This is a genomic window from Enterobacter sp. MGH 24 (assembly GCF_000493015.1).
Lineage (GTDB): Bacteria > Pseudomonadota > Gammaproteobacteria > Enterobacterales > Enterobacteriaceae > Enterobacter.
Map to the genome: position 1 here is coordinate 1,928,865 of NZ_KI535657.1, position 19,748 is coordinate 1,948,612.

13 protein-coding genes are annotated in these 19,748 nt (G+C 60.1%); 7 read left to right on the forward strand and 6 right to left on the reverse strand.

Going from position 1 to position 19,748, the window contains the following annotated elements:
• The first annotated feature begins 24 nt into the window (after nt 1-24).
• Genes L370_RS12680 through L370_RS12660 form a run of 5 tightly spaced genes read left to right on the forward strand, consistent with a single transcriptional unit; the run spans nt 25 to nt 6,099 of the window.
• Nucleotides 25-1,158 carry an amidohydrolase/deacetylase family metallohydrolase gene (locus L370_RS12680; protein ID WP_023334303.1) on the forward strand — a complete coding sequence of 378 codons (1,134 nt, stop codon included), beginning with the start codon at nt 25-27 and terminating at the stop codon, nt 1,156-1,158.
• Nucleotides 1,142-2,260: a DgaE family pyridoxal phosphate-dependent ammonia lyase gene (locus tag L370_RS12675; protein ID WP_023334304.1), complete on the forward strand. Its 1,119-nt coding sequence runs from the start codon at nt 1,142-1,144 to the stop codon at nt 2,258-2,260. Before L370_RS12680 ends, L370_RS12675 begins: the two co-directional genes overlap by 17 nt.
• On the forward strand, nt 2,257-2,997 hold the full coding sequence (locus L370_RS12670; RefSeq protein WP_023334305.1) for a 2-dehydro-3-deoxy-phosphogluconate aldolase: 741 nt from the start codon (nt 2,257-2,259) through the stop codon (nt 2,995-2,997). The genes L370_RS12675 and L370_RS12670 overlap by 4 nt, the downstream gene beginning before the upstream one ends.
• Before the next feature lie 36 nt (nt 2,998-3,033).
• The gene (locus L370_RS12665; RefSeq protein ID WP_023334306.1) at nt 3,034-4,170 is read left to right on the forward strand and encodes a lactonase family protein; all 1,137 of its coding nucleotides are present in this window, start codon (nt 3,034-3,036) and stop codon (nt 4,168-4,170) included.
• An 18-nt stretch (nt 4,171-4,188) separates the two neighbouring features.
• Nucleotides 4,189-6,099 (forward strand): BglG family transcription antiterminator, encoded by a 1,911-nt coding sequence (locus tag L370_RS12660; protein WP_023334307.1) that lies wholly within the window; start codon nt 4,189-4,191, stop codon nt 6,097-6,099.
• Between the two features lie 32 nt (nt 6,100-6,131).
• Here the strand turns inward: L370_RS12660 and nrdG are convergent, their stop codons facing one another.
• The 5 genes from nrdG to treR form a co-directional block, all read right to left on the reverse strand.
• Nucleotides 6,132-6,596: an anaerobic ribonucleoside-triphosphate reductase-activating protein gene (nrdG, locus tag L370_RS12655; RefSeq protein ID WP_023334308.1), complete on the reverse strand. Its 465-nt coding sequence runs from the start codon at nt 6,594-6,596 to the stop codon at nt 6,132-6,134.
• 141 nt (nt 6,597-6,737) lie between these two features.
• A complete protein-coding gene (nrdD, locus tag L370_RS12650; protein ID WP_023334309.1) occupies nt 6,738-8,876 on the reverse strand; it encodes an anaerobic ribonucleoside-triphosphate reductase in 2,139 nt (712 codons plus the stop codon).
• Between the two features lie 375 nt (nt 8,877-9,251).
• On the reverse strand, nt 9,252-10,895 hold the full coding sequence (gene treC, locus L370_RS12645; protein ID WP_023334310.1) for an alpha,alpha-phosphotrehalase: 1,644 nt from the start codon (nt 10,893-10,895) through the stop codon (nt 9,252-9,254).
• Between the two features lie 51 nt (nt 10,896-10,946).
• On the reverse strand, nt 10,947-12,365 hold the full coding sequence (gene treB, locus L370_RS12640) for a PTS trehalose transporter subunit IIBC (protein ID WP_023334311.1): 1,419 nt from the start codon (nt 12,363-12,365) through the stop codon (nt 10,947-10,949).
• A gap of 130 nt (nt 12,366-12,495) precedes the next feature.
• Nucleotides 12,496-13,443 carry a trehalose operon repressor TreR gene (gene treR, locus L370_RS12635; protein WP_023334312.1) on the reverse strand — a complete coding sequence of 316 codons (948 nt, stop codon included), beginning with the start codon at nt 13,441-13,443 and terminating at the stop codon, nt 12,496-12,498.
• A gap of 391 nt (nt 13,444-13,834) precedes the next feature.
• Here treR and mgtA point away from each other — a divergent pair, with 391 nt between their 5' ends.
• Nucleotides 13,835-16,543 carry a magnesium-translocating P-type ATPase gene (mgtA, locus tag L370_RS12630; protein ID WP_023334313.1) on the forward strand — a complete coding sequence of 903 codons (2,709 nt, stop codon included), beginning with the start codon at nt 13,835-13,837 and terminating at the stop codon, nt 16,541-16,543.
• Between the two features lie 327 nt (nt 16,544-16,870).
• Complete coding sequence (locus tag L370_RS12625) at nt 16,871-19,255, forward strand: beta-N-acetylhexosaminidase (RefSeq protein ID WP_023334314.1); 2,385 nt, start codon at nt 16,871-16,873, stop codon at nt 19,253-19,255.
• Nucleotides 19,256-19,306: 51 nt separating this feature from the next.
• Here the strand turns inward: L370_RS12625 and ridA are convergent, their stop codons facing one another.
• Nucleotides 19,307-19,693 carry a 2-iminobutanoate/2-iminopropanoate deaminase gene (ridA, locus tag L370_RS12620; RefSeq protein WP_008501391.1) on the reverse strand — a complete coding sequence of 129 codons (387 nt, stop codon included), beginning with the start codon at nt 19,691-19,693 and terminating at the stop codon, nt 19,307-19,309.
• Between the last annotated feature and the right edge of the window lie 55 nt (nt 19,694-19,748).

The window sequence follows — 19,748 nt, forward strand, 5'->3', positions numbered from 1 at the left end:
CGCCCGCCTTATCAGGAGATCCTCATGTTTGATTTACTCCTGCGCCGTGCGCGCCTTGCCGACGATACCCTGACCGATATCGCCATTCAGAACGGGAAGATCGCGGCGCTGGGCGAGATTGACGCCCCCGCGCATAAAACGGTTGAGCTGAACGGCGACGTATTCGTCAGCGCAGGCTGGATTGACTCCCACGTCCACTGCTACCCGAACTCCCCGATTTACCACGACGAGCCGGACAGCGTCGGCATTGCCACCGGCGTCACCACCGTGGTGGACGCGGGCAGTACCGGAGCCGACGACGTGGACGATTTTTACGCCATCACCCGCAAAGCCTCCACCGAGGTGTTTGCCCTGCTGAACATCTCCCGCGTGGGGCTGATTGCCCAGAACGAGCTGGCTAACATGGCCAACATCGACGCCGACGCGGTGAAGCAGGCGGTGAAGCGCCACCCTGATTTTATCGTCGGCCTGAAGGCGCGTATGAGCAGCAGCGTGGTCGGTGAAAACGGCATTACGCCGCTGGAGCGGGCGAAAGCCATTCAGAAAGAGAACGGCGACCTGCCGCTGATGGTGCACATCGGCAACAACCCGCCGAACCTCGACGAAATTGCCGAGCTGCTGAGCTCCGGAGACATCATCACCCACTGCTACAACGGCAAACCCAACCGCATTCTGACGCCATCCGGCGAGCTGCGCGCCTCCATCACCTCCGCCCTGAAGCGCGGCGTGCGCCTGGACGTCGGCCACGGTACGGCGAGCTTCAGCTTTGAGGTGGCGAAACGCGCCATCGCGATGGGTATTCTGCCGCATACCATCAGCTCGGATATCTACTGCCGCAACCGCATCAACGGCCCGGTGGGCTCGCTGGCAAGCGTAATGTCGAAATTCCTCGCCATCGGCATGTCGCTGCCGCAGGTGATTGACTGCGTGACCGCGAACGCTGCCGACGGGCTGCGCCTGGCGCGCAAAGGCCGCATTCAGCCGGGCCTCGACGCCGACCTGACGCTGTTTACCCTCAAACGCCAGCCGACGGTGCTGACGGACGCTGAAAACGACAGCCTGCAGGCTGAACACATTCTGGTGCCGCTTGCCGCGATCCGCGCGGGCAAGGGCTACATGACCGAACAAGGGAGCACGGAACATGCCTTCGATTTATGAGAAGTACAACTTAAAGCAGGTGATCAACACCTCTGGCCGCATGACGGCGCTGGGTGTCTCCACGCCGCGCCCGGAAGTGGTGCAGGCGGCAATGGACGGTATGAATGAGTACTTCGAGATGAAGGATCTGGTTAATAAAACCGGAGAATACATCGCGAAGCTGCTGGATGTGGAAGGGGCAACGGTGGTCTCCTGCGCGTCGGCGGGCATTGCTCAGTCCGTGGCGGCGGTGCTGGTGAAAGACAGCGACTGGCTGCTGGAAAACCTGCACGTCACTCCAATCGAGAATAACGAGATCGTCCTGCCGAAAGGCCACAACGTCAACTTTGGCGCGCCGGTGGGCACCATGGTAGCGCTGGGCGGCGGCAGGCTGGTGGAAGCGGGCTACGCCAACGAATGCTCTGCCGATCAGCTGGCGGCGGCGATCACCCCACGCACGGCGGCGATCCTTTACATCAAATCGCACCACTGCGTGCAGAAAAGCATGCTCAGCGTCGAGCAGGCGGCGGTGGTGGCGCGCAAGCACGATCTCCCGCTGATCGTTGATGCGGCGGCGGAAGAAGATCTTCACGCGTACTACCGCTCTGGCGCCGATCTGGTGATCTACAGCGGCGCGAAGGCGATTGAAGGACCAACCAGCGGGCTGGTGATCGGCAAAACCCAGTACGTTGAGTGGGTGAAGCGCCAGACGGCGGGCATTGGTCGCGCGATGAAGGTGGGCAAAGAGGGTATCCTGGGCCTGACCTGCGCCATCGAACACTACCTGACGGCGACCAAAGAGAGCGGGGCCGAGATGGTGGCGAAGATGACGCCGTTTATCGACGCGCTCAACACCCTCAACGGCGTGACCGCACGCGTGGTCTGGGACAGCGCCGGTCGCGATATCGCCCGCACCGAGATTAAGTTTGATGAAGCCACAACGGGCGTCGGCACGGGCGATCTGGTGGCGAAGCTCAAGCAGGGCGAATACGCCATTTACTTCCGTGGCTACAAGGCCAACGAAGGGATTATCGAAGCGGACGTGCGCAGCGTGAACGCAGACCAGCTGAACATCGTGTACCGCCGCATTAGCGAAGTATTAGGACAGGAGAAAAACGCATGAAACTGACCCCCAACTTTTACCGTGACCGCGTCTGCCTGAACGTGCTGGCAGGATCGAAAGCCAACGCCAGCGCCATTTACGAGGCGGCGGAAGGTCACGTGCTGGTGGGCGTGCTCTCCAAAAATTACCCGGACGTGGCGAGCGCCGTTGCGGACATGCGCGAATACGCGGCGCTGATTGATAACGCGCTCTCCGTCGGCCTCGGCGCGGGGGATCCGAACCAGTCGGCGATGGTGAGTGAAATCTCCCGTCAGGTGCAGCCGCAGCACGTCAACCAGGTCTTTACCGGCGTGGCTACCAGCCGCGCGCTGCTGGGGCAGAACGACTCCGTGGTCAACGGTCTGGTCTCTCCGACCGGCACCGTCGGGATGGTCAAAATCTCCACCGGACCGCTGAGCAGCGCCGCGCCTGACGGCATCGTGCCGGTTGAAACCGCGATTGCCCTGCTGAAGGATTTCGGCGGCAGCTCCATCAAATACTTCCCGATGGGCGGCCTGAAGTGCCGTGACGAGTACAAAGCGGTGGCGGAAGCCTGCGCCCGTCACGACTTCTGGCTGGAGCCAACCGGAGGTATCGATCTGGAAAACTATGAGGAGATCCTGCAGATCGCCCTCGACGCGGGCGTGAGCAAAATCATCCCGCATATCTACAGCTCGATTATCGACAAAGCCAGCGGCGATACGCGCCCGGAAGACGTGCGCACCCTGCTTGCGATGACGAAGAAGCTGGTTAAGTAAAATAAAACCTTACCGCACACACCCAAAGGAGCCACCATGCACACCCGTACCCTGCTTGTTGCTTCACTCTCAATGTTCGCCACCACCGCTATCGCCCAGACGCAATACGCCTGGGTGGGCACCTACAACCCCAACGGCGAAGGGCTGTACCGCTTTACCGTTGACCCGCAAAGCGGCGCGCTGGCGAATAAAACGCTGGTCAGCAAGCTGCCGAACGCCGCGCAGCTGGCCGTCTCACGCGACGGCAAAACGCTGTATCTGGCAAGCGAAGTGGAGCAGGGCGTGGTGCAGGCATTGCGCGTGGGCGAAAACGGCGAGCTAAGCGAGCTGAATCAGGTAGCCTCCGGCGGCGCGGGGCCGGTTTACCTGTCGCTGACGCCGAACGGCCAGCACCTGCTGGTGGCGAACTACGTCAGCGGATCTATCGCAGTGCTGCCCGTTAACGCAGACGGCAGCCTGGGTGAGGCCACGGACACTCATCAGGATCAAGGCGAACCGGGTGCGGCGAAGCCGGAAGCGGCAGCGGAGGGCAGTTTTGCCATCAGCGATCATAACGGCCCCCACGCGCACATGATCGCTGCCGATCCGAGCGGGAAATACGTATTTTCCACCGATCTTGGGCTGGATCGCCTCTACCAGTACCGTTTTGACGATCGAACAGGAAAGCTGACCCCGAACGCTCCGCCGTTTATCAGCGCCTCCTCAAAAGGCGCCGGGCCGCGCCACTTTGTCTTTACGCCAAAAGGCGATGCCCTGTGGCTGATTAACGAAGAGGCGTCTACGCTCACCCATTATACCGTGAGCGCCAACGGCACCTTAAAAGAGGGCAAAACGCTTTCAGCCCTGCCGGAAGGTTACAAAGGCACCAGCTTTGCTGCCGGGCTGGCATTAAGCGCCGACGGCAAACAGCTGTATGTGGCTAACCGTTTGCATAACAGCATCGGGCACTTTACCGTAACAGCGGAGGGCACGCTGACCCATCAGGACGACGTGTGGACGCGCGGCGACTACCCGCGCACCCTGACGCTCGATAAACAGGGACGCTGGCTGTACGTTATGAACCAGCGCAGCGACAACATCACCCGTTTCCGCGTAGCGCAGGACGGCAAATTGAGCTTCGAGCCAGACTACACTCCGGTCGGCAGCCCATCCCAGATGGTCATTTCACCTTAAGCTGTAGAGGACAAACCCGTGCGATTTCCGAACCAACGTTTAGCGCAACTGTTCGATCTGTTGCAAAACGAGACGCTGCCGCAGGACGAGCTGGCGCAGCGGCTGTCGGTCTCCACGCGAACCGTCCGTGCCGATATCACCGCCCTGAACGCGCTGCTGGCCAGCCACGGCGCGCAGTTTATATTGAGCCGGGGCAACGGCTATCAGCTCAAAATTGATGATGTGGTGCGCTACCAGCAGCTGCAGGCATCCCATCCGCGCGCGCTGCGCATTCCCCGGACCGGACCGGAGCGCGTGCATTATCTGGTGGTGCGTTTTCTCACCTCGGCATTTTCTCTTAAGCTTGAGGATCTGGCGGACGAGTGGTTCGTCAGCCGCGCCACGCTGCAAAGCGACATGGCGGAAGTCCGCGAGTGGTTTCACCGCTATAACCTGACGCTGGAAACGCGTCCGCGCCACGGCATGAAGCTGTTTGGCAGCGAGATGTCGACCCGCGCCTGCCTGACCGATCTGCTCTGGGAGCTGGCACAGCAGGACAGCCTGAACCCGCTGGTGACCGACGTGGCGCTGAACGCGGGCGTGGCGGAGCAGATGGTGCCCGTGCTGCACGAGGCGCTGACGCGTCATCACATCCGTCTGACCGATGAAGGGGAGCTGTTCCTGCGCCTGTACTGCGCGGTGTCGGTGCGGCGCATCAGCGAAGGCTATCCGCTGCCGGAGTTCCATGCCGAAGACGTAGAAGAGAACGTGCGCGAGGCGGCGAAGGATATCGCCGTCACTATCCAGCAGCTGGCGGGCAAAGCGCTTTCACCTTCGGAGGAGAGCTGGCTGTGCGTGCACATTGCGGCGCGGCAGATCCAGGAGATTGCCCCGAGCGCCATTAACGCAGACGACGACGAAGCGCTGGTCAACTACATCCTGCGCTACATCAACACCCACTATAACTACAACCTGCTCAGCGACGAGCAGCTGCACGCGGACCTGCTCACGCACATCAAAACCATGATCACCCGCGTGCGGTATCAAATCATGATCCCCAACCCGCTGCTGGATAACATCAAGCAGCACTACCCGATGGCGTGGGATATGACCCTCGCGGCGGTGTCGAGCTGGGGCAAATACACGCCGTACGTGATCAGCGAAAACGAGATTGGCTTCCTGGTGCTGCACATTGGCGTCGGGCTGGAGCGTCACTACAACATCGGCTACCAGCGCCAGCCGCGCGTGCTGCTGGTGTGCGACGCCGGTAATGCCATGGTCCGCATGATCGAGGCGGTGCTGCAGCGCAAATACCCGCAAATTGAGGTCACGCGCACGCTCACCCTGCGCGAGTACGAGCTGGCGGAAACGATTGGCGAAGACTTTGTGATCGCCACCGCCCGCGTCAGTGAAAAGTCGAAACCGGTGGTGACGATCGCCCCGTTCCCGACCGACTATCAGTTAGAGCAGATCGGCAAGCTGGTGCTGGTGGACCGCACCCGCCCGTGGATGCTGGATAAATACTTCGACGCGGCCCATTTCCGCATTATCGACACGCCCGTTGATCAGCAAACGCTGTTCCGGGAACTGTGCGCGCAGCTTGAAGGCGAGGGGTTTGTCGGCGCGGAGTTCCTGGATTCCGTCGTCGAGCGTGAAGCCATCGTCAGCACCATGCTCGGCGACGGCATCGCGCTGCCGCACTCCCTCGGCCTGCTGGCGCAGAAAACGGTGGTCTATACCGTACTCGCCCCGCACGGCGTCCCGTGGGGCGACGAAACCGCGCACGTCATCTTCCTGCTCGCCATCAGCAAAAGCGAGTACGAAGAGGCGATGGCGATTTACGATATCTTTGTCACTTTCCTGCGTGAACGGGCAATGTCGCGGCTGTGTGGCTGCGGAAATTTTGCCGAGTTTAAGGCGGTGGCAATGGAGAGTTTGAGCCGGTTTTGAGGTAAGGGCGGACGGATAACATCCGCCTTTGTTCAACGCAGATGATGCACAACCTGGTTGCTGCTGCCGCGCCAGATCAGCGCCGGGTCTTTTAAATCCTGCACGAACTTGCCGTCGACCAGGACGTTAATCAGATCCACCACTTCCCTTTGCTGCGCGTTCAGCACTTCCAGCCTGTAGCCCGTCCAGACCCAGATATCTTTTCCCGTACACTCTGCCCGAATGCGCTTCACCAGCTTCAGGATATCCGGCACGTTTTGCGGGTGCAGGGGGTCGCCGCCGGAGAGCGAGATCCCCTGGCGTTTGATGCGGGTGTCGTTGAGGTCGTTGATGATGCGGTCTTCCATCTCAGCGGTAAACGGCATGCCGGAGTTCAGACGCCAGGTGCTTTTGTTATAGCAGCCGGGGCATTCGTGGACGCAGCCTGAGACGAACAGGGTGCAGCGGGTGCCGGGGCCGTTGACGATGTCGACGGGGTAGTATTGATGATAATTCATAGCGTTAACCTGATGCCCTCACCCCGGCCCTCTCCCACAGGGAGAGGGAGAAAACCGGTGGCCGGAATAACAATGTGCTCGATCGGTTCCCTCTCCCTTGAGGGAGAGGGGTAGAGTGAGGGGGAAAACCCTGCGCAGAACTTACCCGATCTGCCCATTCCCCAGATGCTTCACGCGGCGCTTCACCTCTTCCTGCTTGCCGGCGTTAAACGGACGCGCGTCCGGGCTGCCGAGATAGCCGCACACGCGGCGGGTCACGGAGACGCGGGCCGCGTCGTGGTTGCCGCATTTCGGGCAGGTGAAGCCTTTGCTCGTACACTCGAACTCACCGGTAAAGCCGCACTCGTAGCACTCGTCGATTGGCGTGTTGGTCCCGTAATACGGCACGTGCTGATAGCTGTAATCCCACACGTCTTCCAGCGCCTTCAGGTTGTGCTGAATGTTCGGATACTCGCCGTAGCAGATGAAGCCGCCGCTGGCGATCGGCGGATACGCCGCTTCGAAGTCGATCTTGTCGTACGGGTTCACCTTTTTCTCCACGTCGAGGTGGAAGCTGTTGGTGTAATACCCTTTGTCGGTCACGCCTTCCACAATCCCGAACTCGGCGGTGTCCAGACGGCAGAAGCGGTCGCACAGGTTCTCACTCGGCGTGCTGTAGAGGCTAAAACCGTAGCCGGTTTCCTCTTTCCACTGGTCTACCGCGTCGCGCAGGCGCTGAACGATGGCGATGCCTTTTTCGCGCAGGGCCTCGCTGTCGTACATGTGCGTGTCGCCAAACAGCGCGTTGATGGTTTCGTGAATGCCGATATAGCCCAGCGAAATGGACGCGCGACCGTTTTTGAAGATCTCAGACACGTCATCGTCCGCCTTCAGGCGCACGCCGCAGGCCCCTTCCATATAGAGGATCGGCGCCACGCGGGCCTTGACTCCTTCAAGGCGCGCGATGCGGGTCATCAGCGCCTTACGCGCCAGCTGCAGACGCTCGTCCAGCAGCGTCCAGAATTCAGCTTCATTGCCTTTCGCCTCCAGCGCGATGCGCGGCAGGTTCAGGCTGATGACGCCCAGGTTGTTGCGTCCGTCGTGGATCTGCTCGCCGTTTTCATCTTCGTACACGCCGAGGAAGCTGCGGCAGCCCATTGGCGTTTTAAACGAACCGGTCACTTTGACGACCTGATCGTAGTTCAGGATGTCCGGATACATGCGCTTGCTCGCGCACTCCAGCGCCAGCTGTTTGATGTCGTAGTTCGGATCGCCAAACTTGTGGTTCAGGCCGTCGCGAATGGCGAACACCAGTTTCGGGAACACCGCCGTTTTACGGTTTTTGCCGAGGCCGGAAATACGGTTGCGCAGGATGGACTGCTGGATCAGGCGCGATTCCCAGCTGGTGCCCAGACCAAAGCCGAAGGTCACAAACGGCGTCTGACCGTTGGCGGTGTGCAGCGTGTTCACCTCATATTCCAGCGACTGGAAGGCGTCGTAGCACTCTTTCTCGGTACGGGAGTGCGCGTAGCCGTCCGCGTCCGGGATCTGCCACTCTTCGGCGGTTTTACGATGCTTGTTAAAGCTTGCCGTCACGAACGGGGCCAGCACTTCATCAATGCGGTTAATGGTGGTGCCGCCGTAAATGTGGCTGGCAACCTGCGCGATAATCTGCGCGGTGACGGCGGTGGCCGTGGAGATCGACTTGGGCGGTTCAATCTCGGCGTTACCCATTTTAAAACCGTGGGTCAGCATGCCCTTCAGGTCGATCAGCATGCAGTTGAACATCGGGAAGAACGGCGAATAGTCGAGATCGTGGTAGTGGATCTCGCCGCGCTCGTGCGCCGACACCACGTCGCGCGGCAGCAGATGCTGGCGGGCATAGTGTTTAGCCACGATACCGGCCAGCAGGTCGCGCTGGGTCGGGATCACTTTGCTGTCTTTATTGGCGTTTTCATTGAGCAGGGCGGAGTTGGTCTGCTCCACCAGTCCACGGATCTCCTGGTTCAGACGACCGCGCTTCTCACGCTGCACGTCACGATCGTGACGGTACTCAATGTAGGCGCGCGCCAGCTGCTTGTAAGGCCCCGCCATCAGCTGGTTTTCAACCGCAGTCTGGATCTCATTGATATCGACCTGGCTGCGTTCGTTCATCTGGCTGCTAACGACTTCTGCGACGGTGGCGCAGTAATCTGCGTCATCGACTCCCGCTGCTTTAGCTGCACGCAGAATGGCTTCCTGGATGCGCTCTGATTTAAACGGCACTTTACAGCCATCACGTTTCATCACATGCGGTGTCATGATCACTCCATTTTTTGAAAACAGGTTATCCACAGAGGTGGAGAAGTATTCACCGGGCGTATTCCCCGCCGGGCCAAAGACTTCCCGCGTTCCCAGCTCGTGTTATCCACAATTCCGGCCAGCGTAAGCGCCGTCTTGTTGTTGGAATAGTAGACGATAAATACAAGATATTGGGTCGGCGTGCATTTTAAGTGCTACATATAGTGATTTGCATCAAACATGTTTGCGATTTATTTGATGCAGAACAAAGTAAAAAGACGAGAGTACAAACGACGGGCGCTTCAGCGATTGTAAAGGCGCGCGAGAAAAATCTGATTAATTATTCAACAAAAACAGTAAAATAAGCCGGATGCTGGGCTGCACCCGGCGAGAAGGTTACTGCTGCAGCCACCAGACGGCTTCAAACGGACGGAGCGACGTCGTTTGCGGTGCCGGGTAGTTACTCATCAGCACCTGTGATTTATCGCTGAGAGCGTCTGTCTGCCATTCCTGAGGCGTATGGCTCAGGTTTGCCGCCACCATCAGCGTCTGACCCTGCCACTGACGACGGTAGCACCACAGGGAAGGATGGTCCGGCAGGAGATCCTCATAATCTCCCCACGTCAGCACCGGCAGGGTTTTGCGCAGGCTAATCAGCGACTGGTAGGTGTAGAACACCGAATCCGGGTCGTCGAGCGCCGAGCGTGCATTCACGGTTTCGTAGTTCTCGCAGACGCCAATCCACGGCTCGCCCTCGGTAAAGCCCGCATTGTGCGACGCGTCCCACTGCATTGGGGTTCGTCCGTTATCACGTGACTTACTCGCCAGAATCGCCAGTAATTCATCCGGCTCGCGGCCGTTGGCGCGGAGTTCCGCGAACATGTTCAGGCTCTCCACGTCGCGGTAATCGGTGATGCGGCTGAAGTGCGGGTTGGTCATCCCCAGCTCCTCGCCCTGGTAGATATACGGCGTACCCTGCATGCCGTGCAGCACCATGCCGAGCATCTTCGCGGCAGCCACGCGGTGTTCCCCTTCATCACCAAAGCGCGACACGATGCGCGGCTGATCGTGGTTACACCAGAACAGCGCGTTCCACGCTTTGTTGTGCATCCCCTGCTGCCAGTGGCGGAAGAGGGTTTTCAGCGCGACGAAGTCCGGCTTCGCCTGCGTCCATTTTTCGCCGCCGGGGTAGTCCACTTTCAGATGATGGAAGTTAAAGGTCATCGACAGCTCGCTGCCGTCGAGCGACGCGTACTGCTGGCAGTTCTCCAGCGAGGTCGAGGACATCTCGCCAACCGTCATCAGGTTGCGTGGGGTGAAGACGTCGCGGCTCATCTCCTGCAGGTATTCGTGGATGCGTGGCCCGTCGGTGTAGAAGCGGCGGCCGTCTCCGATGTTATCGTCCGGGAAATCCTGATCTTTTGAAATCAGGTTAATCACGTCCAGACGCAAGCCGTCCACGCCGCGATCGGCCCAGAACTCGCACACCTTTTTCAGCTCGGCGCGCACGGCCGGGTTTTCCCAGTTGAGGTCCGCCTGCTCCGGCGCAAACAGGTGCAGATAGTACTGCTCGCTCTCGGCGTGCCAGCGCCAGGCGTTGCCGCCAAACTTGGAGCGCCAGTTGTTGGGCAGCTGCTCCGGCGTGCCGTCGCGCCAGATGTAGAACTGGCGATACGGGCTCGCTTTGTTCAGCGACTCGCGGAACCAGGCGTGCTGCGTGGAGGTGTGGTTAAACACCATGTCCAGCACGATGCGGATGCCGCGCTCGTGCGCCTCGGCAACCAGCTCGTCGAAATCATCCAGCGTGCCGTAGGCGGGGTCGATGGCGGTGTAATTCGCCACGTCGTAGCCGTTATCCACCTGCGGGGAGATATAAAACGGCGTCAGCCAGATGGCATCAATGCCGAGGGTTTTCAGGTAGTCCAGACGCTGCGTCACGCCGCGCAGATCGCCGGTGCCGCTGCCGGTCGTGTCCTGGAAACTCTTTGGGTAAATCTGATAGATGACGCCGTTTTGCCACCAGTGAGGAAGGGTATTCATAGTGCGTTCCTGCAAATGCGAAGGGGCGCAATTGCGCCCCGAAAGAGAGAATTAAACAATCTGCAGCGAGCCCTGACGGAACTTGCGCTGGTAAACCACGGTGGTGAGCGCCATTGGGACGATAATCGCGATGGCCATCGCCAGGGCAAACACCTGCCAGTACGCGGGCTGGATGGAGAGGATGCCCGGCAGGCCGCCGACGCCAATCCCGTTCGCCATCACGCCGTTCAGGCCGCACACCAGGCCCGCCAGACCGGAACCGATCATCGCGCAGAGCATCGGGAAGCGGTATTTCAGGTTGATACCGTACATCGCCGGTTCGGTGACGCCGAGGTAGGCGGAGATAGCTGCCGGAACGGAGATCTCACGCTCGTTGTGCTTGCGGCTGACGATGATGATGCCGGTCACCGCCGATGCTTGTGCAATGTTAGACAGGGCGATAATCGGCCAGACCGGCGTGCCGCCAAGGCTCTGGATCATCTGCATATCAATCGCCAGCGTGGTCTGGTGCACGCCGGTGATCACCAGCGGGGCGTACAGGAAGCCAAACAGCGCGGCACCAATCGGCGCGAAGCTGCCGGTCATCAGGTGACGCACCGCGAAGGCCACGCCGTCGCCGATCATGCGGCCAAACGGACCGATAAAGGCGTGCGCCAGGAACACCGCCAGGATCAGCGAGCAAACCGGCACCACCACCAGATAGAGATAATCCGGCACGATGCGCTTCAGGCGCGTTTCAATAAAGCCCAGCGCCAGACCGGCCAGCAGTGCCGGGATCACCTGCGCCTGGTAGCCCACCTTAGCGATGGTAAACAGCCCGAAGTTCCACACCTCCGGCACCTGTTGACCAAGTAAGTAAGCGTTCATTAACTGCGGAGAGACCAGCGTGACGCCCAGCACGATACCAAGAATCGGTGTGCCGCCCATTTTGCGCACCGCGGACCAGCAAATCCCGACCGGCAGATAGAAGAAAATTGCCTCGCCAATCAGCCACAGGAAATCGTAAACGGTTTTCAGCGCCGGATAGATCTGCGCCAGCGTTTTGCCGTCGCTCATCGGCACATCGCCGATGACGTTACGGAAGCCTAAGATTAAGCCCCCGCTGATCAGCGCCGGCAGCAGCGGGAAGAAGATCTCCGCGAAATGGGAGATCAGCTGCTCGTGCCACTTCATATTCTGGCGCGCGGCCTTCTTCGCCTGCTCTTTATCGGCAGAAGAGTGCCCGGTTGTCGCCAGCAGAGCCTGATAGTAATCGCCCACTTCGGTACCAATAACGACCTGGAACTGACCGGCGTTGGTGAAGCAGCCTTTGACCATGGAAAGCTCTTCAATGGCTTTCGGGTCCGCTTTGGCCGGATCGTTCAGCACGAAGCGCAGGCGGGTAATGCAATGACTGACGGTGGCGATGTTCTCGCGGCCGCCGACCAGGACGATCAGCCGATCGATATCTGCTTGTTTGACTTTACTCATCATGAAACCTCATGACAGATGGTGAGGGGGGTGTAATGACCTGAGCGCAAGCCTACTCCTTCAGCGTGACGGCGAAAATGGGAACGTTCCCGAAATCGGGCGAAGATCACAATAAACCGTTGAGGGGGGGTTAAGAGAGGTGGGCAGGAATGACGATCTGACGCGGCTCAGCGCGCCCGTTGATCTGTTCGATCAGCTGCGCGGCGGCCTGTCTGCCGGACTCGGCGTAGCCCGGATCGACGGTGATGATCTCCGGGTGCAGGAACTTCATCAGCGGCGTGCTGCCGACGCTCGCCACCTGCAGGTTATCGATGCGCTGCTCCTGCAGATATTTGCTGGCACCCAGCGCCAGCGTATCCGTGGCGCACACCAGCGCGGTGGTCTGCGGGGTCAGGACGTTGGCGACCTGCTCGTAACCCTGCTTCATGCCCAGCCCCGGCAGGGAGGCCACGGCGGAGAGATTGTGGTTTTTGCAAAAGGTCAGGTAGGCCTCGTGGCGGCGCTTACCGGTGGTGACGTCCGCGTGCGGTACCCCGAGGAAGCTGATGTGGCGGTGGCCTTCGTCGAACAGGCGCTGCATCAGGGTGATTATCGCGCCCTCGTCGTCATAGCAGACGGAGGCAAAGCCGTGGGCATCGCGCGCCAGCAGCACCAGCGAAGGCTGCCAGGGTTTCAGCATCTCGTCTTTGATGCCGGTAAAACCGAACAGCACCACGCCATCAATGTTGCGCCGCTGGAGCATGCCCAGATGCTCTTCCACCAGCTGCGGAGAAAACTGACTCTCCATCATGATCGGATCATAGCCCTGCTCGTAGAAGGCGGGCAGCATGGTCTGCACGGCGAGGTTTTCTGACAGGGAATCCAGACGCGAAACAATGATGGCGACGACTTTGTCACTCTGCCCGCGCATGGCGCGCGCGGAGCGGGAAGGGGAAAAACCGTGCTGATTCATGACCGCCTCAACGCGCTCGCGGGTGCGTTCGCTGACGCCGCTTTCGTTGTTCAGCACGCGTGAGACGGTCGATTTCCCCACGCCGCTTAAACGCGCGATGTCTTTAATCGTAAGGCGGTTCTGCATGCTGTATTCCCTGTAACAACGACGATGTAGTGAATTGAGCCTAATGCTATAGCGCGATTTCGCTATGGGCAAAGTCTGGTTTACGTTCGGTTTATTTGCAGGGGGGTATAATACCGCCCGAATCGTCACAAAGGGTACGCTTAAATCCCTATACTGCGCGACGACACCCTACTTTTTACTTACCGGAGGCTTCATGGATCCCGATCCCACACCTCTCCTGAACGGGAGAATGCGTTCTTTCCGGTAAGCCAGCCTGTTGCTGACTCACCGGTGATGTGAGGCAGCAACGCCACAAACGTTCCTGCTTGAAAAATTAAGTGCCTCTCAGGTACGGCCTTGCCACGCCTGAAGGAAATGCTGCGTCCGCATTCGCGGATGCGGAGGAATGAGTATGTTTAAAAATATCACCCGGCAGCTGCAGGCCCTGCTGAGCCGCCACCTGCCACACCGTCTTGTTCAGCGCGACCCGCTGCCCAATGCTAAAAACATGGCGGGCACCGCGATCCCCGCGTCCCTGACCGAACGCTGCCTGAACGTGGCGGCGATGGATGAAAACGAAGTCTGGCGCGCGTTCGGCGGACACCCGGAAGGGCTAAACGCGGCCGAAGTGGAAAAAATCCGCGCCGTGCACGGCGATAACCAGATCCCGGCGCAGAAGCCTTCTCCGTGGTGGGTACACCTGTGGCTCTGCTACCGCAACCCGTTCAACCTGCTGCTGACCGTGCTCGGCCTTATCTCCTACGCGACGGAAGATCTGTTTGCCGCAGGGGTGATTGCCCTGATGGTGGGCATTTCCACGCTGCTGAACTTTATTCAGGAGGCCCGCTCCACCAAAGCGGCGGACGCCCTGAAGGCGATGGTCAGCAATACCGCGACCGTCTCGCGCGTGATTAACGATCTCGGCGAAAACGCCTGGGTGGAATTGCCTATCGACCAGCTGGTGCCGGGCGATCTGGTGAAGCTGGCGGCGGGGGACATGATCCCGGCGGATTTACGCATCATCCAGGCGCGCGATCTGTTCGTCGCGCAGGCCTCCCTGACCGGGGAATCCCTGCCCGTTGAAAAGGTGGCGCGCAGCCGCGACCCGCAGCAGATGAACCCGCTCGAGTGCGACACCCTGTGCTTTATGGGCACCACGGTGGTCAGCGGCACCGCGCAGGCGATTGTCACCGCTACCGGGGGCAACACCTGGTTCGGACAGCTTGCCGGGCGCGTCAGCGAGCAGGAGAGCGAGCCGAACGCCTTCCAGAAAGGCATTGGCCGCGTCAGCATGCTGCTGATTCGCTTTATGATGGTGATGACGCCGATCGTGCTGCTGATCAACGGCTACACCAAGGGCGACTGGTGGGAAGCGGCGCTGTTTGCGCTCTCCGTGGCCGTCGGCTTAACGCCGGAAATGCTGCCGATGATCGTCACCTCCACACTGGCGCACGGGGCGGTGAAGCTCTCTAAACAGAAAGTCATCGTCAAACACCTCGACGCCATTCAGAACTTTGGCGCGATGGACATTCTCTGCACCGATAAAACCGGCACCCTGACGCAGGACAAAATCGTGCTGGAGAACCACACCGATATCTCCGGCAAAACCAGCGAGCGCGTGCTGCACAGCGCGTGGCTGAACAGCCATTACCAGACCGGGCTGAAAAACCTGCTCGACGTGGCGGTGCTGGAAGGGGTGGATGAGGAATCCGCCCGCACGCTCTCCGGTCGCTGGCAGAAGGTGGATGAGATCCCGTTCGACTTCGAGCGCCGCCGCATGTCGGTAGTGGTGAGCGAGCAGCAGGACGTCCACCAGCTGATCTGCAAAGGGGCGCTGCAGGAGATCCTCAACGTGTCGACGCAGGTGCGCCATAACGGCGACATCGTGCCGTTGGACGACACCATGCTGCGCCGCATCAAGCGCGTCACCGACAACCTGAACCGTCAGGGGCTGCGCGTGGTGGCGGTTGCAAGCAAGTTCCTGCCCGCGCGTGAGGGTGACTATCAGCGTATCGACGAATCCGATCTGATCCTCGAAGGTTACATCGCCTTCCTCGATCCGCCGAAAGAGACTACCGCGCCGGCGCTGAAGGCGCTGAAGGCGAGCGGCATCACGGTGAAAATCCTCACCGGCGACAGCGAGCTGGTGGCGGCCAAAGTGTGCCATGAAGTGGGTCTGGACGCGGGCGACGTGGTGGTGGGGAGCGATATTGAACATCTCTCTGATGACGAGCTGGCGAAGCTTGCCCAGCGCACCACGCTGTTTGCCCGGCTGACGCCGATGCACAAAGAGCGCATCGTCACCCTGCTTAAGCGCGAAGGCCACGTGGTGGGCTTCATGGGCGACGGCATCAACGACGCGCCCGCGCTGCGTGCGGCGGATATCGGTATCTCCGTAGACGGGGCGGTCGATACTGCCCGCGAAGCGGCGGATATCATCCTGCTTGAAAAGAGCCTGATGGTGCTGGAGGAGGGTGTCATCGAAGGGCGCCGCACCTTTGCCAACATGCTCAAGTACATCAAAATGACCGCCAGCTCCAACTTCGGTAACGTCTTCAGCGTGCTGGTAGCGAGCGCGTTTCTGCCGTTCCTGCCGATGCTGCCGCTGCACCTGCTGATCCAGAACCTGATGTACGATGTCTCTCAGGTGGCGATCCCGTTTGATAACGTCGACGACGAGCAGATCCAGAAGCCGCAGCACTGGAACCCGGCGGATCTCGGGCGCTTTATGCTGTTCTTTGGCCCGATCAGCTCCATCTTCGACATCCTGACCTTCTGCCTGATGTGGTTTGTGTTCCACGCCAACACCCCGGAACACCAGACGCTGTTCCAGTCCGGCTGGTTCGTGGTCGGGCTGCTGTCGCAGACGCTGATTGTGCATATGATCCGCACCCGCCGCATTCCGTTCATCCAGAGCCGCGCGGCGTGGCCGCTGATTGTGATGACGGGCATTGTGATGGCGCTCGGCATCGCGCTGCCGTTCTCACCGCTGGCTGGCTACCTGCAGCTGCAGGCGCTGCCGCTGAGCTACTTCCCGTGGCTGGTGGCGATCCTCGCGGGCTACATGGTGCTGACCCAGATGGTGAAAGGGTTCTATGCGCGTCGGTATGGGTGGCAGTAAGTTATGTTTGCCGGGTGGCGGCTTCGCCTTACCCGGCCTACTCCCGAAACGTAGGCCCGGTAAGCGCAGCGCCACCGGGCAATAGCTTTCCTCTCAAATTCAACAACCTGTGATCTCCGTCGGCGCATTCGCTTGACGACAAATTGAGCGCATGTTAACAGAATGTTTTGCCTTTATACCCTAAATAATTCGAGTTGCATGAAGGCGGCAAGGGAGTGAATCCCCGGGAGCTTACATAAGTAAGTGACCGGGGTGAACGAGTGCAGCCAACGCACAGGCAACTTGAAGTATGACGGGTATATTTGGCCCGTCAGATAAGGAACATTCATGTTACGGTACAGTCTCTTAACCGCCGGGCTGATGCTCGGCGCCTCTGCCTTTGCTGCCCCGGCAGGGGATCTCCCCTTAATGCCCTGGCCTGCGAAGGTCGAACGCCCGACGACCCAGGGCGCGCTGGTGCTCAGCAACAACGTATCCATTAGCGTCAGCGGGGACGATCTCGGCGATGCCGTCAACCGCCTGCGCCAGCGCATCGCCCTGCAAACCGGCTGGACGCTGCAGCCTCAGGCTGAAAAGCCAGACAAACCGACCATCCGCATTGCCATCGCTAAAAAGGTGAAGCCGCAGCCGCTGCCTGACAGCGATGAAAGCTATACGCTCACGGTGGACGCCAACGGCGTAACTATCTCCGCCAATACCCGCTTTGGTGCCATGCGCGCCATGGAAACGCTGCTCCAGCTGATGCAGAACGGCGCGGAAAACACCTCGCTGCCGTGGGTCACCATTGAAGATTCGCCGCGCTTCCCGTGGCGCGGGCTGCTGCTCGACTCGGCGCGTCACTTTATTCCGCTGCCGGATATCAAGCGCCAGATCGACGGCATGGCCGCGGCAAAGCTCAACGTGCTGCACTGGCACTTAACCGACGACCAGGGCTGGCGCTTTAGCTCGAAGCGCTACCCTAAGCTGACGCAGCTTGCCAGCGACGGGCTGTTCTACACGCCTGAACAGATGCGCGAGGTGGTGCGTTACGCCACCGAACGCGGCATTCGCGTAGTGCCGGAAATCGACATGCCGGGCCACGCCTCGGCGATTGCCGTGGCCTACCCGGAGCTGATGAGCGCCCCGGGGCCGTACGCAATGGAGCGCCACTGGGGCGTGCTGAAGCCGGTGCTGGATCCGACAAAAGAGGCAACCTACGCCTTCGCCGACGCTATGGTCAGCGAACTGGCAGCGATCTTCCCGGATCCGTATCTGCACATCGGCGGCGATGAGGTGGACGACAGCCAGTGGAAAGCGAACGCCGCGATCCAGAATTTCATGCGCGACAACAGGCTGGCGGACAGCCACGCGCTGCAGGCCTATTTCAACCGCAAGCTGGAAACGATCCTTGAGAAGCATCACCGTCAGATGGTCGGCTGGGACGAGATCTACCATCCCGACCTGCCGAAAAGCATTCTGATCCAGTCCTGGCAGGGGCAGGACGCGCTGGGGCAGGTGGCGCAGAACGGCTACAAGGGCATTCTCTCGACGGGCTTCTATCTCGACCAGCCCCAGTCCACCGCCTATCACTATCGCAACGAAATTGTCCCGCAGGGGCTGAACGGCGTGGATGTGATTGCAGACACCGACAGCGCCCAGAGCTGGGCCTTCACCATGCCGCGCCTGAAGGGCAAGCCGATTGAGGGGAGCTTCACGCTGGTGAAAGGGGAGTCCGGCTGGCGCGGATTTATTGATTTTGCCGGGAAATCCCGCCGAGCGGTGCAGGATATTGAATGGCGTGGCGACAATCAGGTGACCTTTACCGTCGACACCTGGATGGGCGAAACGCGCCCGGTGGTCTCCGTCGATAACGACACGCTCACCGGCTATTTCCTGGTGGGGAATACGCGCTACCCCATCAGCGGCACGCGTCTGGACGACGTACCGAAAGGCATTCCGCCGGTCGTGCCGGACGTGGCGAATCAGGCCAACCTGCTCGGCGGCGAGGCCGCGCTGTGGGCGGAAAACGTGGTGGCGCCGGTGCTGGATATCCGCCTGTGGCCGCGAACGTTTGCGGTGGCGGAGCGGCTGTGGTCTGCACAGGATGTCAACGACGTCGACAACATGTACACCCGCCTGCAGGCGATGGACAGCTGGTCGACGGTGTCGGTCGGGCTGCAGCAGCATACCCAGCAGCAGGTGCAGTTCACGCGCCTCGCCGGTAATGCCGACACGCTGCCGCTGCAGATCCTCGCGCAGGCGGTAGAGCCCGCGCAGTATTACACCCGTCAGCACCTCAAGTTCCAGTCCGGAAACTACCATCAGTTTGAGCCGCTCAACCGCTTCGCGGATGCTCTGAACGCCGAAAGCGCCACCGTGCGCCAGATGCACAAATGGGCGGACCGTCTGGTGAGCGATGCGGAAGACGCGGAAAGCGCCGACGCGCTGCGCCACGTTTTCAACCGGTGGCAGAACAACACCAGCGACGCGCTGGCGCTAAGCGAAAACAGCTATCAGCTGAAGGCGATGAAGCCGGTGATTCAGGAGGTGGATAAGCTGGCCTCGATTGGCCTGCGGCTGACGGATCTGGTGGCGCGCCAGGGCACGCTGGATGACAAAGAGATCGCCTCGATTCAGAGCGAGCTGGACAACGCGGCGAAGGTTCAGGACGAAGTGGTGATTGCGGCGGTCTATCCGCTGGAGACGCTGCTGCGCGCGACGCGGAATCAGTAGCAAGCAACAAAAAAGGCAGCCTGGGCTGCCTTTTTTTATCGCCAAAGCGAATTAACGACGTACGGCGATCGCTTCGATTTCAATTTTCACGTCTTTAGGCAGACGGGCTACTTCCACGCAGGAGCGCGCCGGGAAAGTCGCATTATGCTCGGTGAAGAACGCTTCGTAAGTGGCATTAACGGTCGCGAAATCGTTCAGATCTTTCACGAAAACGGTGGTTTTCACGATGTCGCCCACTTTCAGACCGGCAGATTCAACGATAGCCTGCACGTTTTCCAGCGACTGACGCGCCTGCGCCGCGACGTCTTCCGGCACCGCGCCAGTTTTTGGGTTTACCGGGATCTGACCTGAAGTGATGATCATGCTGCCCAGATCAACGCCCTGAACGTAAGGGCCGATAGCGGCTGGTGCATTTTCCGTCGCGAGTACTTTGCTCATGTTTTCTCCAGAATTACAGCGTTAAGAATGTTCCCGGCCATTATAACAGCCGGGA

Bases quoted from the DNA above. Each gene is read 5' to 3' on its own strand.
- L370_RS12680 (WP_023334303.1), top strand. From the start codon at position 25: ATGTTTGATTTACTCCTGCGCCGTGCGCGCCTTGCCGACGATACCCTG.
- L370_RS12675 (WP_023334304.1), top strand. From the start codon at position 1,142: ATGCCTTCGATTTATGAGAAGTACAACTTAAAGCAGGTGATCAACACC.
- L370_RS12670 (WP_023334305.1), top strand. From the start codon at position 2,257: ATGAAACTGACCCCCAACTTTTACCGTGACCGCGTCTGCCTGAACGTG.
- L370_RS12665 (WP_023334306.1), top strand. From the start codon at position 3,034: ATGCACACCCGTACCCTGCTTGTTGCTTCACTCTCAATGTTCGCCACC.
- nrdG (WP_023334308.1), bottom strand. From the start codon at position 6,596: ATGAATTATCATCAATACTACCCCGTCGACATCGTCAACGGCCCCGGC.
- nrdD (WP_023334309.1), bottom strand. From the start codon at position 8,876: ATGACACCGCATGTGATGAAACGTGATGGCTGTAAAGTGCCGTTTAAA.
- treC (WP_023334310.1), bottom strand. From the start codon at position 10,895: ATGAATACCCTTCCTCACTGGTGGCAAAACGGCGTCATCTATCAGATT.
- treB (WP_023334311.1), bottom strand. From the start codon at position 12,365: ATGAGTAAAGTCAAACAAGCAGATATCGATCGGCTGATCGTCCTGGTC.
- treR (WP_023334312.1), bottom strand. From the start codon at position 13,443: ATGCAGAACCGCCTTACGATTAAAGACATCGCGCGTTTAAGCGGCGTG.
- mgtA (WP_023334313.1), top strand. From the start codon at position 13,835: ATGTTTAAAAATATCACCCGGCAGCTGCAGGCCCTGCTGAGCCGCCAC.
- L370_RS12625 (WP_023334314.1), top strand. From the start codon at position 16,871: ATGTTACGGTACAGTCTCTTAACCGCCGGGCTGATGCTCGGCGCCTCT.
- ridA (WP_008501391.1), bottom strand. From the start codon at position 19,693: ATGAGCAAAGTACTCGCGACGGAAAATGCACCAGCCGCTATCGGCCCT.